This is a genomic window from Bacteroides sp. D20 (assembly GCF_003436255.1).
Taxonomy (GTDB): Bacteria; Bacteroidota; Bacteroidia; order Bacteroidales; family Bacteroidaceae; genus Bacteroides; species Bacteroides uniformis.
The window spans coordinates 182,226-196,918 of sequence record NZ_QSOO01000009.1 but is presented as its reverse complement, the minus strand read 5'-3'; the positions used below and the strand labels follow the sequence as shown (position 1 = coordinate 196,918).

The following is a 14,693-nucleotide window of genomic DNA, read 5'->3' as shown; positions in this document are numbered from 1 at the left end:
TATTGCTTATTATCCGCACCCAAAAAGTTGCATTTATAAGTTGAACTCAAGAAAGCTATTTACTTTTCTGAAAGCAAAAGCTATCATATCTATTCAAAATACAAACAAACTATTCTGACTGTTCGTATTTCATACGATGCCGGCACAAATTGCCTTATATAACGGAAACTTACCGACTGACTTGCTTTGTATCCAGATACCAGGCAAGTTTCAGCCGACAGGTTTATACAACCATACTGATAAATCAGGACAGTTGCCAAAGACAGAGACTTTAAGGTTGCGCTGCTCTTAACTTTAAAGGCTCTGACATTGGCGACTGGTTATTGATAATATGTCTGAAAAATGAATACAAGCAGACCGTCCCGATGATGCAGGCTAAAGCTTGCACTGACGGAACGGCCTGTATCCTTGAATACTCGTCTTAAAAGACAAGCAATCTGTTCCGACTGTTCGTATTTCATGCGATGCCGGAACAACTTGCCTTATGCTACGGAAACTAACCGGCTGACTTGCTTCGTATCCCGATACTAGGCAAGTTTCAGCCGACAGGTTCATACAATCATGCAGATAAATCAGGACTGTTACCAAAGACAGAGCCTTTAAGGTTGCGCTACTCTTCACTTTAAAGGCTCTGACATTGGCAACCGGTTACCGGTGGTTTGTCTGAAAACGGATACTATGCTCTTCAGAAATCTTTGAATACTGAATGTCAGGAAAACATTGGAGCATCATAGCCGGAACCGTTTCTTATGTGCAAAGGTACTGCGGACTGGAGAAACGCCAAGTGACGCTTGCGCTTTCAGTCGGAGGACTTGACGGCAGCCTTCCGCAAATTTTCTCATGCCTCAAAAATTTGGGTATTCCGTCTGCATTCTCTGACTTCACACTTGTCTTTTTCTCCCTTTGGTCCGCAGTCACAAATGCACATAAAACGGTTTATCCCGGCCATGAAGCTCAATGAGCTTTACTGGAGGGAAAAGAATCAGAACTTAAAAATTCAAGTGTTATGCGAACAAAAAGAATGAGTATCAAACAATCTTTTAATTTTTTACTGATATGTGCAGATTAATGACAACACAACTGGCGGAAGCTCTGGAGGGTTATCCGCTTTATTCCCAGGACGGCAAGGGAAAAGAGGCTGTTTGCCGTGCGGTTTTTGCCCTTGGTTCTGTAAGATGGTTTATCCTTGAAGGGAACAGGGAGGATGACGATGTGACTCTATTCGGTATCGTAGTCGGACTCATGGAGGATGAATACGGGTATATTTCCCTCAATGAGCTTTCGGATGTGGAGCTTGACCTGAGTGCTCAGGGACTTGGCAAGCTTCAGGTAAGACAGCAGCAGGACTTTAATCCGGTTCCGCTGAAACAGATTCAGGACAGCAGGCTTCAAGAATTTCTTGCAAGGTTTGAATAGTCTGAAATAAACAGAAGTGGCCGGTCCTATCCGTCACGGACAAGACCGGCTGCTTATTATAGCAGGTAAATGAAAACAAAACTATAATTGTATGGTAAATGGAAAATTGTCGTAATATTTTTAATATCTCTGCCCGGCATGGGTGGAGCGTTTCTATGGAAAACATGGATGGAATCCGGTTTCTCAATTTCAAACGGAAGACTTCGAGCGGTGTGCCGTTCTGCTTTACCATTGAAGCCGATGACGGTACAGCCGGCTGCATAGCAAAAGAAATATTCTCTTTCGTCAGTGCCGTTGTTCCTGAACAATGTGCAAGGGAATGGATGATTCAGTCAGGAGCAATGGAACCTTCGGAGTTCCTTCAGGCCGTGGCCGACATGGAGGATGTCAGGCTAAGGGCAAGGCTGCTGGCTCTTGAACTTGCAGCCATGAATGTCAGATATAATGTCCTGGATACCATTCCATGGGACAGACTGAACTAACGGTGTTTCTTACGCTTGCGGCCACGTTTGGGCAGGCCGGTTTCCTTGTAGGCTATCAGGTCAGTTCCTCTGAACACCCTTTTTGCCTTATCAGGTATCTTCAGGAAAGCCAGCGGCTTTTCCAGATAACGGATATAGGCATAGATGGTGCAGCGGTGAACACCCAGATAGCGTGCTGCCTCCTTTACTGAATATGTCTTTTCCGGAACAACTTTCATTATTTCTCATGCTGGTTAATCTTTTCGTTTATTGGATGCCGTAAAGGTAAACAGTTGATTATTAGCTGTCAATACGTCAAATATGGGATTATTCCGGAGATTGTGGGATTTGTATGGATTATGTGTTACCTGTCATATTCAATACGGCTGGGGTAAGGCGATTGATAACGAATCTTTTTTTATGAAAATCAGGAAGGCATATATTTGACGGTTGACAGCGTTGACAGCAAATCCAATGAAAATCCGACATAAAGTCTATCTGGGAAGTTTCTGTAATACAGTATATTATATTCTTTCTGATTTTTCTTATAAAGAATAGAGTATTATAATGTGTCAACGTTTGGCTATGGATTTTTAGCGGACTGAAAATTGTGGCTACGCCTGTCAACGTTTGTCAACGCATGATTTCTATGTGAAGTATCTGATACACTGACAGATACTCTCTGTCAACACCGTCACCCCTGAAACGGGTGCATTTTATTATCTGAAAACATCTGATGCGAAAGGGATACATGGTTATCCTAATGTACCATTACAGCCACAGGTTTGTTCAGCATGCCTCTGCAGATATTTTTTTGCAAAGGTATCTCCGGCATTGCAAACGTCAAACACAGGGCTGAAAATCTTCCTCAAACGGGGTTGAGCGTATTTTCAGCTTTCCTTGAAGTTTGCCTTATTGAATGCCTGCGCTTCTGAGAACTGCAAAAAATATCCTTCGGGCAAGCTGAAAAACTTGCTGACAGAAGGGAAAAAAATCAGAGCGTATGGTACAGATGGACGAAAGCATCAGAAAGCAGTTGGAAAAGCCACAGACATGGTTCTGCAAGTATTTTCCCAAACGTATTCAGAATGTGGGCGAGAAGGAAATCGCCGACAGACAGTTGGTTTATGACTTCAAGGATGGAAGGTCTCATGAAGCGGTGGCACAGATGACGGCAGCAAGAATGATTGACGAACACGGCAGCAGATGCTCACAGTTGGTATTCATTCCGGTTCCGGCATCATCGGTAAGAAAGAATGAAATCCGGTATATGAACTTCTGCAAAAGGGTATGTGAACTCACAGGAGCGATAAACGGATATGACCATGTAAGGGTATGCGGAGAAAGACTTGCTATTCATGAAAACCGTAAGGCTGAAAAGGAAATCAGAAAGGTAAGCGTCATCGAGTTTGATGAAGAGTGGTTCAAAGAGAAAGATGTCATTGTTTTTGACGATGTAATCACACGCGGAATCAGTTTCGGTATATATGCGAATCAGTTGGAGAGTTTCGGAGCGAATGTCATTGAAGGCATCTTCCTTGCAAGAACTCATTATAAAGTATAGAACTATGAACGGAATATTATCAGAAAAATCAAAGTCACTGGCTTTCACGGGACACAGAACTATTCCCATAGAAAGGCAGGATGAAATAAGGGCACGGCTTGTTGAAGCCGTGTCGCTTGCATGCAAATCAGGTATTACCTGCTTCTATTCAGGCATGGCCATGGGATTCGACCTGATGGCAGCTGAGACTGTATTGTCACTGAAGGGAAGGTATCCGGATATACGGCTCATTGCCGTTGTACCTTTCAGAAGACAGAGCTGCCGGTGGCCTTCCATGGAAAAGGAACGTTATCAGAGAATAATTTCCCAGGCTGACCGGGTTATTGTATTGAGTGAACACTATTTCAAGGGATGCTTTCTAAGGCGCAATGACTTCATGCTGGAGCATTCATGCGGCGTGATTGCCTTTTATGACAGCAAGCCTTATGGTGGGACATTCTATACCTGCAGGGAGGTAAGGAAGAGAGGTATGGATATAGTCAATCTGTACTGAAAACCAGTCCGGTTTATAGTGAAAATATTATACAAAACAGATATGCAATTTTCTTGCATATCTCGTTTATAATGCTTATATTTAGATAGTTAAACAAGTTATTTGAGGTAGTTTTATGAACAATATCTACAACCGCTACATTTGGCTGCTGCATACGGTCTATCAGGAAAGAAAGGTCACTTTTGAAAGGCTTTGTGATATTTGGAAGCACCATTTCCTGTACAATGGGAAGCCGCTGAGTCTTCGTACATTCCACCACCACAGAAAAATGATTGAGGAGAATTTCGACATAGTTATTGCGTGCAACAGAAAGGACTATACATACTACATCCAGAATCTGGATGAAATACTCGGTGACAGCTGCCGGAACTGGCTGTTCAACAGCCGTATCATTGATGTGGCTCTGAAAAGCAGTCCGTGTCTGTTCCATCGTGTTGTACTGCCTGACATGTCTGGCGGTATTGAATACCTTCCTGATATATCGGAATGTATCAGCGATGGACATGAGCTGTACATATTCTACACCAATGACAAGGGCAATGAAGTGGAAGGCCGTTTCCGACCGGAAGGTTTGAAGCTGTTCCATAACCGCTGGTATCTGCTCGGATACAGGAACGGATCAGAGTTCTGTGCTGTTCCTCTTGAAGCTCTGACCAAAATCTATCTTAGCGGAAACAGGTTTCAGACTGACTACAGATTTTCGCTGGCCAAACGTCTTTCAGACTCCATTGGTGTTGTAGCTCCGACCGGACAGCAGCCGGAAGAGGTTACACTACGGGCTTACGGTCCATTTGCCGATTATCTGAGAAAGCATCCTTTCCACCATTCGCAGGTGGAAAGGAATGATATGGGGACTTTTACGTCTTTTGACTACATGCTTCTTGTGACTGACGAACTGGTAGATGAAATACTGGCTCTCGGTGATAAGGTGGAGATTACTTTCCCGGAAAAGTTGAGAATGAAATTGCTTCAGAAGATTGGGCGTATCAGGAATAGATACAATGTCTCTTTTTAGATAATTTTTATTATCTAAAAGATTAATCCAGTATTATTCCCATTTTGTCATTAATTTAATACATTAATCTCGATATTAATGAATACTATAATAAAAAATATTACTAGATTTCTTTGCTAATTCAACCATTATTTCATATACATCTCTAACATATGTTCTTGAATCTTCAGGAGATAAACTTCTAATATTTCTATGGGATGAATGTGCATAACCTCCTCTATATTTAGTCAAATTTTCTAAAGATGGTTTAAGTCTAATATCTATAGGGGTATATAATCCTAATGGTACTAATAGTTTTTTCAGATATTTTAATCCAACACCATGATTTTGATTCATTATGTATCTAGAAAATTCGCTCTTTATACTTTTTATTTGTCCTAATAGATAATCATATATTCTATCATTATCATCCCAACTATCATCATCTATTGTCTTAGTATTACCATTAAAATGTAATAAACACAATGTAGAATAACTAATACGCTGTGTGTTTATAAATTTATCTTCTATCTCATTTAAAGTGTACAGGCATATATTCTCCACAAACTCTTCAAAAGCAGCATGAGAAAGAACACAATAACTTCTAACATCAAGTTTATATTTATCCGGATCCTCTAAAGGATCATCATGGGTATCTATATATTTCTCTTCGAGTTCCAATAAATACAATTCCAACTTATCAAGAGAATCTTTTATACTTACCATATATTTATAAAAAAGGATTTATAGATAAATTCAAGCCAAAAGAATTATTTATTAAATCTTGGAATTTAGTATATCTTATTTTGTAATTTTCGATATTCTTTGTAGAACTTTCAATAGAAGATCTAAAATCAATATCTTCTAAACAAAGTTCCTTAAATGCATCAATGAAGTTTTGTTTATGTTCGATAATTTTATCATCCAAATGCAGAAAATAAAAAACTTCCACTTCAAATAAGACTTTATTAAATCTATTAGAAAAATCATTTTCATCATATTTTCGACCAATAAATTTATAGTCTCCAAATATATCTTTAAGTAAATTAATTGTAGAATTTATTTTCTCATATTGATCCATTATTTCAGAATCAATTTCTGCCCATTTGCTATTTATTTCACCCATCTTTTCATCCAAAAACCTTTTTAAATTACCTTTGTATTCCTTGGGATACTTTATAAAAGCAAAAAGTCTTAATAGAATTTCAATATCCCTAAATCTTTTATCAGGTTCAGATAAATTCATTACGGAATGAATGGGTTGCAATGTATTTGTAATTTCTACTAGATAATCAGCAAATTTCCCTCTATTAAGAGCTTGTCTTAATTCTTGAGTAGACAAAGATTCAGAACCTGAATTAAGTCGGTAAAAAATATCATATAAAATTTGAATATCCTTGAAATTCGTTATAACAGTACAGCGCAATGAAGAGTTATCAAATTCACGTTTAGATTTATCATCTAAATCTATATATTTTGTTCTGTTTAACTCTTTTAATACCTTAAGTCCCTTCAGTACTGGTCTATCCCAATACTTATACTTTTCGTTATCAATAAATCCTGCAAGCGTAAGCAATCTCTGTTTTCCATCTATAACAATAAAAGAACGTTTTTTATTAGGATTCTCAGCTAGAACAATCTCAGGAACCGGATACCCCATTATTATAGATTCTATAAGTTTACTTCTTTTATCATCGTTCCAAGCATTTCTTCTTTGAAATTTTGGATTAAGATCTATATTACCAATATTAATCTGATTAAATATTGTTTCTATAGTCCAATCCCTAGCATATACAACAACATCAGAAATATCTATATTTTGTATATCTTCACTATCTGATTGATTATCAATAATTATTTCAGTTTCTATATTTCTATTTTCAATATCACACATAACAATTAATACATTTAAGTTTTATACAAAGTTAATGATTATTTTTTCAAATTCCCGTCCAATACTAAGTATTTGCTCTTATTAAATATAAAACAATTCAATATAGAATTAAATAATTTACATAAATCGTTTGAACAAAAACAATATAAACACAAATGTAACCATTACTTTAGAACAATGAAACACTCTTATCTATAAAGTATATAATTATATCATTTTTTTAGAAGAGCTTATATAATTGTATATTAATTACTTAAATAATAAAGTTAGGTAACAATAGGACCTCTTTTTCATGACTAACCTTAATAGATATAACTTGGATATCAGTTAGAGTACAGGACAACAAATCAGTTTCTCCGGAACCCAACAGCAGCACCTTCTCATTTAGTTCCTTTCTGGTATTTTTCTCCCAATCATATATCATAAACATCCCTCTTTGAAATATTTCAGAACCATTCTTGTTGTTTGTCAGGTTTAAGCCTCTCTCGTCAAGTCTTACAGACCAGTCAGAGCCATAGTCTCTGAAGGTATATGTAGTACCATAGCTTACCGTTTCTTTTCCTATCAGTCTACCAACAAGAATATCTACATTCGTATAAGGATTGCGTTTATAAATCGGTTCATCGGTTTTTGAGTCACTTTCCGTTCTCAACCGACATGCATTGATCATGCCTTTCAGTAATTTGTCCTTAACCAGCGGAAAGGTAGAAACTGATGATTTGCTTTCCATCCAGTATCCGTGTTTCCTCGCATATCCGTTGATACATTTCTTACCGTCACAATCCTTATCAGGATTCTTACCAGTACCACATTCGTATATCTGCTTTTTGCCTTTTATTCTCTCGCCGCATTCCGTTGCTTCAAAACCGTAATACAGGTACTCAAAATGAAGCAGCAAATAATATTCAAAACTACGACTTGAAAAAGCAATATTTACCTTTTTGCCATCTATTATCTTATTGGCTTCGGCCATGGCTTCCTCATGTTTAGGATGTTCGTCCTTATCATATACTGCCCAGGATTCATCCACTCCTTCAGACATGATTTTTCTTGCATACAACACCCATTTTAATGGTGGAACACCGGTAATAACTTCATCTTCAGCAACATCTTTCTGTCCACCTGACTTGACTTTACGTTTCTTCCCTTTATAGCTTCCTCTGGAAGAATCCGCTTCAGCATCTTCAACCGGTATATTAGGCTGAGGAATTGTACGTACATCAAAATCCTTGCTGTCACCATAAAACTGGTCACACAAGTCTGTAAAGAACAATGGTTCGGTCTTATCGCCTTCACACACTATTCTTATGACATACTTACTATGACGTTTATTTTCACTCGTTCTTGCCATAGTCTACAAACAGTTTCTCCAGTGGTTTTAATGAAGGAACACCTCCAAACTTATTGTTCAAATACCATTTGGCAAACAATGTATCCTCTCTTACGTCCTCAAAATCGGAAAGAGAGAATATTTCTGATACTCCCTGCTCATTCTTTTCTGTAAACCATACCTGGTCTTTACGGATAGTATTCTGGTCAAGCAGATTCACATCATGGGTTGTAAAGATCAATTGGGCATTATTTCTGTTTATTCTTTCATTTCTGAAGATGTCCACAATGAGCTGTGTTATGTAGGAATGCAGCCCGGAATCCATTTCATCTATAAAAAACGGACTTCCATTCTGCAGTGCCTGTAATATATAACAGCCTATAAGGAAAAGTGATCTAGTACCAAAAGATTCTTCTTTTAAAGGCAAGTCTGCTGTTTTGCCCAAATTCTCACCATCATTATATAGACCATGCTGGCTTGTAACTTCAACGCCGTCACTGCGCTTTTCCAGCTGGAACCCGGCCATACCGGTATCCGCAAATGCCAGAAATTCAGCAAGCAGTTTCTTGTTTTCAGGACGTGAATAAAGCCATCTGACCATTTCCTTATCTTCACCCAACATGGTATCTTCATGATAGCCGTTGGAAACTATCATATCTGCCAGATATTTTGCGGCATTTGTTATCGGTTCGCATGGTGTATCCTTCAGAAACTTGGAAATCAGCAACTGGTTCTTGAATACATTGAAAGGCTTTGAAGAAGAAAGGCTTGATCCGAATTTAATAGTATCTGATTCTTTATCTTCTGAAAGCAAAGTGCGTTCATAAAGTTGTGTCTGTTTACCATTTGGATAATAAATCAGCGATTCTGACTCTATCTGCAATCTGGTAAAACTGACTTCATATTTATATCTGATTTTCTGAGTTATAAACTCCATTGAAAAACCTATCGGTGCATCAGACGTGGCATTGTCAAATTTGAACGGCTGATACAATGGAATATCATCACCAACCCTGTTGTCAAGATTATGGACCCATCGTCTGAACCTGTATAAAAACTTTATGATATTAGTCTTACCTGAAGCATTTGCTCCATAAATCAAAGAGATTTTCAAAGCCTTCTTTAATCCTTCTGCATTGGTCTCAACTTCACATATATTATCGACCTTAGCCTTTGAAGAAGTCGGCTCTGTCGTAAAGGAACATACATCCTTAAATGAACGGTAATTCTTAATTTCTAAATTTAATATCATATTCTTGCATCTTTTCCACAAAAATAGCCTTTTAAATTTTCTATTCAAAGTTTTTTCTTCGTTTTTCGCGAATTTTCTTCGCAATTTCAGTTTTAAATTCTTGTCCATGAATTTCATTGAGTCTTTTAAGATGAGTTTATACAAAAGGCAGTTCATTCTGTTTGAGCTGTTGCAGGTCTATAGCATTGCTTTCCGTTGGTATTTCCTCCTGGTTTTCTGCTACAACCTCAGTTTCAAGATCCAGCCCGAAAGTCTCTTTCAGTTGGAGATAATCAAAGCATAAAGCCTTTGGTCGGTTTACCTTTACTTTCTTCACCTGCTCTCCATTTACAATGTCGATGGTATAGTCAGGAAGTCCGCTTGGCAGAAGTATGGTGAATCTGTCCTGCTTCAACCCCAAATATGAAGCATGGGATTTCAGGTAAGACATGATGGTGGACCAGTTTGAACGGTTGGAAGTTGAACCTGCATTCCGGCTGTTGAACAGTGATGCCACGGCTGCCGTGTTCAGATAGAGAATAGGGCGTGCTTCCTTAAACTCTATATCTTCCTTTACCGACAACGGACGGAAAGATTTCATATACCTTATACGATAATGTGCCTTCTCGATACATTTCCCTGAAGTCTGGAATCCCTGAAGCATACTCCAGAAGTCCGCTATCTCCGAACTTTCCTGTGCCAACTCATTCTGGTTGCGTATTCCTTTGACTGCTATTTCAAAAAGCTCCGCATAACTGAAAGGCACGTCAATGACTGTCTCCAGTGTTCTGAAAGTGGCCAGTGGAATAACCCAGTTCCCGAATATACGGTCATGGATAGTTTCATTTTCCAATTTCGCAGCCAGCTCACGCTTGGTGATGGAGTATATTTCCGGAAAGTTCTTTTCAAACAGTTCCCGGTGTCCCAGTATCTCCAGGGTGAGGTGGGTAAGTCCCATGTTGCAGACTGATACGAGGTCTTCATAGACTCTTTTCTCTTTCTGGTTGAATGATGTCTTTGAAAAGGCAAGGAAGATGACACGGGTATAGAGTGCCATATCCTGTGTCGGCTTGTCCTGACCGCAAAGGGCTACACCTGTTGTGACAATGGTCTGTGCTGCCATCCCGTCCGTATTCGTATTCTTCTTGGTCTGACCGCCACCGCCCCAAAGTCCTTTCAGATAGGCTATCTTGCGTATGTCGAGGTCGTTCTTGTATTCGTCAAGTACGGCAAGTGTATTGACTGCCTGTGATACACGGTCGTTCATGGCCGGTACGGAAGTTACACCGAGATTGGGCGGATCAACTCCGTGCAGGAAGAAGGACTGGAGGGAAACAGCCAGGGTTGTCTTACCGGTTCCTTTCTCACCGAAAAGGTTCAGGATGGGAAAGTGTCGGGTGCGTCTGAATATGATGTCACGGAAGAGGGTGGCAAGCAGGTAACAGAAAGCTACGCTTGCATTCTCACCGAATACTTCCATCAGTCTTTTTACGTAATCATACAGTTTTATCCCGTTACGGTTCTCATGTACCATGAGTCTTTCAAACTGGAATATCTCCGGATTGTTTAGATAGATTTTTGAAGTGGCCGGTATATAGAAGGCCTTGCCATTGATACCACGGACTATACCCAAATCATCAACGGTATTGAATGTACCTGCAAGGAATATGCCGTTACCGAAAGCGAAAAATCCTTCAGCCGCATTCCAGCCGAGCTTTCTGATACGTTCTGCCGTATCGGTCTTTGAATACAGGTATTCCTTTACACGGTTGAGTTTGTCTATCTTGGCCAGCCATACATAATTGCCCTGTGAGCCGACCTTCTGCTGGAAGTTGCTCAGTGAGCAGAGTTCTGACTCCTTCAGTTCTATGACCCTGCATACATTGTACATATTCCTCATACGGAAGATTCTGGTTCCGTTTATCTCATCCTCGATATGGAATAGCGGTTCCATGATGAAGTTGGAGATTCTTGACGGCTCATCATCATCTTCACCGATGGAGTAGTAACAGTTTTCCCTGACGAACAGACCGAACTGGCGCAGCAGTTCAGCTTCACGCTGCATCTCGTTCATGGCCGCAGGTTTGTCGTTCCTTCTCCTGGCTTCCCCACGTGCCTGGGTAACGGCATCACGCCATAGCTTTACCTTGCCGTGCAGTCTGGAAAGTTGTTCTATGCACTGGTCATATACCAGCTGGTCTTTTATATAGCGCAACAGGTCTGCTATTTCCGCAACACATTTTCTTTCCTCTACCATGGAACCGGCTACCAGAAAACGTTTCTGTGCCAACCAGATGATAAAATGCTTTTCCTGAAGTGAGGTATAATCCTCCCTGCTGCGAATATAGCTGTCGGCATCATTCTTTGCATATTGTACTTCTCCTTCTGTCTCGGATGGTATTTCTGCAAAAGGAAGTTCCCTGACTGTTACATGGAATCCTTTTCTTATGGCTGCAGCTCCGTTGGTCATCACCGCCTCAAATCCCGGTCCGTATGGTTTGCCTTCCGCAATATCCGAATCAGGAATGAAACAGAGTGAGGATACATATTTCTTCAGCTGCTCAAACTGGCTGTTACTCCATGCTGTTCCAAGTGACGCTACTGTATTGTCGTATCCAATTGACTGCATTCTCAGGACATCAGGAGCACCTTCCACAATGATATAATAGTCGGCATCACGCAGTCTGGCGGCACGGTCAATGCCGAATACTGTTTCTCCCTTGGAGTAAATCATGCTTGTTGCCGAGTTGATATACTTGGGAGCTTTCCTGTTGTCTCCGATGTATCTGGCAGTATAGGCAATGATGCGTCCCCATCTGTTTCTCACGGGAATCATGATACGCTGTCGGAACATGGCGTATGTGTTTCCGTCCTCGCCACGCTTGAACATGCCTAGTTCGTACAATAGTTCTTCACTCAATGCTTTACTTCTGCAGAAATCCATGAAGGTTTGGCCGTCCTTAGGTGCATAGCCTATTCCGGCAAAGGCACAGAACTCCTCATGCCACCGGCTGTATGCGTAGGCCCTGGCATCAAGGCTTTCTTCCTTGTCTGTTGCTCTGAGGCATTGAAGGAAGAAGCTCTGGACTGTATCGAGAACTGTCAGAAGTGATTCCCGGTGCCTGGCTTCGGCCATCTGTTCCTCACTGCGCTCTTCACTGATGTATTCTACCGGAATATTATGGTTTCTGGCGATAAATTCCACGGCGGCACAGAAGGAAAGGTTTTCCTTTTCCATTATAAACGTAATGGAATCACCACCACGATTACAACTGAAACAGTGGAAGAGATTCTTGCTTGGGGTAACGGCAAAGGAACCGGTCTTTTCGGAATGAAAAGGACAAAGTCCCATCAGTGTTGAACCTTTTCTGGACAGTCTGACATAAGGACTGAGTACGTCTTCTATGGCAAGTTCCCTTACTTTCCGTATGGTTGTTTCGCTTATCATAACGTACTGAGCAGGTTCCAACAATCGATTATTGACTGGCCGGAGTATTTCGGACGGCTGACATTATTAGGATTAAGCGGTTGGATATATCCGTTATCTCTGTATTTTTTGAGTGTCTTGTTGCTGATACCGAGTTCAGCACAGGTGCGCTTGACTGAATAGACACCGTTTGGATCGCACGCTGGTCTGATTTCTTTCATTATTATAAAATCATTATGAATGTGCGATACAAACATCTGTCCGGCTTTATTGTTAAGCTGGTGAACAAAGGTTACTGACGCACATTCCTATACCTACTATAATTGCTTTCTTTATATTTCATAGAGTATCACGGCTAAACTAAACAAATAAAGTTTATCAATATTGGAGTATTAGCCATAATATGTTTATCATTTATCTTTCTTGACCAGTTTTTCTGCCAGTTTCGGCTGACTTTCATCAAAATAGTCCTGGGTGGTACGCTGCAGAAGCCTGAGGTCTGCTGTGCGGTATTCCACCTTACCCGGTCTTTTATAGGAAACCACCTTTCCCTGGCGTTTCCACCTTTCTACATTCCTGCGGCCAAACAGTTCGTATGCCTTCCTCTGGCTGATGAATTCAGGATCATCCTTATCGGCTTTCAATTGCCTGACAATTCTGGAGGAGAGGTCATTCAGGAATGTTTCGTATGGTATAAGATGGTCCAGAAACTGTAATATCTTCATATAAACCTGATTTGGTTTCTATACTGTTCGTTTGACCGTGATGGTTTGGTTTTCCCTGTCAGTCCTGGTCTTGAACTGACGGTTATAGATGGCACCAAGCTCTGAGGCCTGTGTACGGACGCTTTTCAAACGTGAAATGGGGAATGAAACGGATTCACCTACTTCAAGGGCAACAAGTGCCGGACGGATTTTTTCTAAGTTTTCAGACATAATTGTTGGATGTTTAATATTTAATGTTTAACTTTGTATTCACCAAATGAATAGGTTACACCACAAAGTAACATAAAATGGTTTATATAACCAAATATTTGTTTGATGATTTATTGTTTAAGATGTATTTATTGAAGGAATCGCATGGATAATGACATAAAACACGTGCATGTAGGTCAGGCTATCGACAAAAGACGCAACGAGCTTGGATTGAGCAAATCTGAGCTTGGGCGTAAAATAGGTGTACCGCAGCAGCACATAAACCGCATACTGGAAAGGGAGACTATGGAGACAAACAGACTTATTAAAGTCAGCGAAGCATTGGACTTCAATTTCTTTTCCCTTTTCTGTCCGAGACAGCATAATATATCGGCACACCTTGCTGCCGTTGCATTAGACGGAAATGCAAATAATCTGATAGGCGATGCGGAACTGGCCGTACAGTTATCCAGCGAAAAGAAAGAAACAGAAAACCTGAGGGAAACAATCAAGCTTCTGAAAGAGCAGATAGAAAGTCTGAACTCACAGATTTTACGTCTTGATTCAAACCTGAAGGATAAAGATATAATTATTGAACTATTAAAAGAAAGGAGAAAAGACATGTAATTTTAAAAGAATGGTAATGGCCATTTGCATGTAGTAGAATAAGACTTTACCATTAACGGTGTTCACCATTTATAAAAATAATATAGTAGCCATAGCTTGATTCTTAGAAGAGAAAGTCTTGATACTAACAGATTGTTTTCTAATTGTTTACTCTCTATCTGTAAATAAAAGAAAATCAATATAGTATTAAAGACGCGCAAGCTGCAGTAGAGGAAAATCTCTAAGAAATCAGCTTCTTTAATTTATATAGGTAAGACAAGCGTTTTCCATTTGTTTTCCCTAAGCATTTAGATAACTGATTGTCAATATAATATTAAAGTGGCGCAGGCTGCCATTGAAGGC

At 39.9% G+C, this 14,693-nt stretch carries 16 protein-coding genes; 7 read left to right on the top strand and 9 right to left on the bottom strand.

What is annotated here, in order from left to right:
- Positions 1-706: 706 nt before the first annotated feature.
- The 3 genes from DXD78_RS11575 to DXD78_RS11565 all read left to right on the top strand — a co-directional run bounded on the left by DXD78_RS11575 (position 707) and on the right by DXD78_RS11565 (position 1,898).
- The gene (locus DXD78_RS11575; protein ID WP_117652737.1) at positions 707-961 is read left to right on the top strand and encodes a hypothetical protein; all 255 of its coding nucleotides are present in this window, start codon (positions 707-709) and stop codon (positions 959-961) included.
- 95 nt (positions 962-1,056) lie between these two features.
- Complete coding sequence (locus DXD78_RS11570) at positions 1,057-1,416, top strand: hypothetical protein (RefSeq protein ID WP_117652736.1); 360 nt, start codon at positions 1,057-1,059, stop codon at positions 1,414-1,416.
- Positions 1,417-1,514: 98 nt separating this feature from the next.
- Entirely contained in the window at positions 1,515-1,898 is a 384-nt protein-coding gene (locus DXD78_RS11565; RefSeq protein WP_117652735.1) for a hypothetical protein, read from the top strand.
- Here DXD78_RS11565 and DXD78_RS11560 read toward each other — a convergent pair.
- The gene (locus DXD78_RS11560; RefSeq protein ID WP_007835189.1) at positions 1,895-2,116 is read right to left on the bottom strand and encodes a helix-turn-helix domain-containing protein; all 222 of its coding nucleotides are present in this window, start codon (positions 2,114-2,116) and stop codon (positions 1,895-1,897) included. The two genes, DXD78_RS11565 and DXD78_RS11560, sit on opposite strands and share 4 nt — an antisense overlap.
- Before the next feature lie 764 nt (positions 2,117-2,880).
- Here DXD78_RS11560 and DXD78_RS11555 point away from each other — a divergent pair.
- The 3 genes from DXD78_RS11555 (at position 2,881) to DXD78_RS11545 (ending at position 4,949) form a co-directional block, all read left to right on the top strand.
- Positions 2,881-3,441 (top strand): ribonucleotide-diphosphate reductase subunit alpha, encoded by a 561-nt coding sequence (locus tag DXD78_RS11555; protein ID WP_117652734.1) that lies wholly within the window; start codon positions 2,881-2,883, stop codon positions 3,439-3,441.
- A gap of 4 nt (positions 3,442-3,445) precedes the next feature.
- Complete coding sequence (locus tag DXD78_RS11550; protein WP_117652733.1) at positions 3,446-3,934, top strand: SLOG family protein; 489 nt, start codon at positions 3,446-3,448, stop codon at positions 3,932-3,934.
- A 115-nt stretch (positions 3,935-4,049) separates the two neighbouring features.
- Positions 4,050-4,949 carry a YafY family protein gene (locus DXD78_RS11545; RefSeq protein ID WP_117652732.1) on the top strand — a complete coding sequence of 300 codons (900 nt, stop codon included), beginning with the start codon at positions 4,050-4,052 and terminating at the stop codon, positions 4,947-4,949.
- A gap of 75 nt (positions 4,950-5,024) precedes the next feature.
- Here DXD78_RS11545 and DXD78_RS11540 read toward each other — a convergent pair whose 3' ends face one another.
- The 8 genes from DXD78_RS11540 to DXD78_RS11505 all read right to left on the bottom strand — a co-directional run bounded on the left by DXD78_RS11540 (position 5,025) and on the right by DXD78_RS11505 (position 13,745).
- Positions 5,025-5,654, bottom strand: a complete 630-nt coding sequence (locus DXD78_RS11540; RefSeq protein WP_005836503.1) for a HEPN domain-containing protein — start codon at positions 5,652-5,654, stop codon at positions 5,025-5,027.
- Positions 5,655-5,658: 4 nt separating this feature from the next.
- Complete coding sequence (locus tag DXD78_RS11535; protein ID WP_117652731.1) at positions 5,659-6,822, bottom strand: DUF262 domain-containing protein; 1,164 nt, start codon at positions 6,820-6,822, stop codon at positions 5,659-5,661.
- Positions 6,823-7,075: 253 nt separating this feature from the next.
- Positions 7,076-8,173, bottom strand: coding sequence for an RloB family protein (locus DXD78_RS11530; RefSeq protein ID WP_117652730.1), 1,098 nt, complete (start codon positions 8,171-8,173; stop codon positions 7,076-7,078).
- Positions 8,157-9,521: an ATP/GTP-binding protein gene (locus DXD78_RS11525; protein WP_117652739.1), complete on the bottom strand. Its 1,365-nt coding sequence runs from the start codon at positions 9,519-9,521 to the stop codon at positions 8,157-8,159. The genes DXD78_RS11530 and DXD78_RS11525 overlap by 17 nt, the downstream gene beginning before the upstream one ends.
- A 19-nt stretch (positions 9,522-9,540) precedes the next feature.
- On the bottom strand, positions 9,541-12,831 hold the full coding sequence (locus DXD78_RS11520; protein WP_117652729.1) for a DNA primase: 3,291 nt from the start codon (positions 12,829-12,831) through the stop codon (positions 9,541-9,543).
- Complete coding sequence (locus DXD78_RS21325) at positions 12,828-13,031, bottom strand: hypothetical protein (RefSeq protein ID WP_025892289.1); 204 nt, start codon at positions 13,029-13,031, stop codon at positions 12,828-12,830. Before DXD78_RS21325 ends, DXD78_RS11520 begins: the two co-directional genes overlap by 4 nt.
- A 189-nt stretch (positions 13,032-13,220) precedes the next feature.
- The gene (locus DXD78_RS11510; protein ID WP_117652728.1) at positions 13,221-13,535 is read right to left on the bottom strand and encodes a hypothetical protein; all 315 of its coding nucleotides are present in this window, start codon (positions 13,533-13,535) and stop codon (positions 13,221-13,223) included.
- A gap of 18 nt (positions 13,536-13,553) precedes the next feature.
- Complete coding sequence (locus DXD78_RS11505; protein ID WP_005815678.1) at positions 13,554-13,745, bottom strand: hypothetical protein; 192 nt, start codon at positions 13,743-13,745, stop codon at positions 13,554-13,556.
- Between the two features lie 144 nt (positions 13,746-13,889).
- On the opposite strand from DXD78_RS11505, the gene DXD78_RS11500 reads away from it, so the two are divergent.
- A complete protein-coding gene (locus DXD78_RS11500) occupies positions 13,890-14,351 on the top strand; it encodes a helix-turn-helix domain-containing protein (RefSeq protein ID WP_117652727.1) in 462 nt (153 codons plus the stop codon).
- The last annotated feature ends 342 nt before the right edge of the window (positions 14,352-14,693 follow it).

Coding starts and splice junctions, on each gene's coding strand:
- DXD78_RS11575 (WP_117652737.1), top strand. CDS start 707: ATGTCAGGAAAACATTGGAGCATCATAGCCGGAACCGTTTCTTATGTG.
- DXD78_RS11570 (WP_117652736.1), top strand. CDS start 1,057: ATGTGCAGATTAATGACAACACAACTGGCGGAAGCTCTGGAGGGTTAT.
- DXD78_RS11565 (WP_117652735.1), top strand. CDS start 1,515: ATGGAAAATTGTCGTAATATTTTTAATATCTCTGCCCGGCATGGGTGG.
- DXD78_RS11560 (WP_007835189.1), bottom strand. CDS start 2,116: ATGAAAGTTGTTCCGGAAAAGACATATTCAGTAAAGGAGGCAGCACGC.
- DXD78_RS11555 (WP_117652734.1), top strand. CDS start 2,881: ATGGTACAGATGGACGAAAGCATCAGAAAGCAGTTGGAAAAGCCACAG.
- DXD78_RS11550 (WP_117652733.1), top strand. CDS start 3,446: ATGAACGGAATATTATCAGAAAAATCAAAGTCACTGGCTTTCACGGGA.
- DXD78_RS11545 (WP_117652732.1), top strand. CDS start 4,050: ATGAACAATATCTACAACCGCTACATTTGGCTGCTGCATACGGTCTAT.
- DXD78_RS11540 (WP_005836503.1), bottom strand. CDS start 5,654: ATGGTAAGTATAAAAGATTCTCTTGATAAGTTGGAATTGTATTTATTG.
- DXD78_RS11535 (WP_117652731.1), bottom strand. CDS start 6,822: ATGTGTGATATTGAAAATAGAAATATAGAAACTGAAATAATTATTGAT.
- DXD78_RS11530 (WP_117652730.1), bottom strand. CDS start 8,173: ATGGCAAGAACGAGTGAAAATAAACGTCATAGTAAGTATGTCATAAGA.
- DXD78_RS11525 (WP_117652739.1), bottom strand. CDS start 9,521: ATGAAATTCATGGACAAGAATTTAAAACTGAAATTGCGAAGAAAATTC.
- DXD78_RS11520 (WP_117652729.1), bottom strand. CDS start 12,831: ATGATAAGCGAAACAACCATACGGAAAGTAAGGGAACTTGCCATAGAA.
- DXD78_RS21325 (WP_025892289.1), bottom strand. CDS start 13,031: ATGAAAGAAATCAGACCAGCGTGCGATCCAAACGGTGTCTATTCAGTC.
- DXD78_RS11510 (WP_117652728.1), bottom strand. CDS start 13,535: ATGAAGATATTACAGTTTCTGGACCATCTTATACCATACGAAACATTC.
- DXD78_RS11505 (WP_005815678.1), bottom strand. CDS start 13,745: ATGTCTGAAAACTTAGAAAAAATCCGTCCGGCACTTGTTGCCCTTGAA.
- DXD78_RS11500 (WP_117652727.1), top strand. CDS start 13,890: ATGGATAATGACATAAAACACGTGCATGTAGGTCAGGCTATCGACAAA.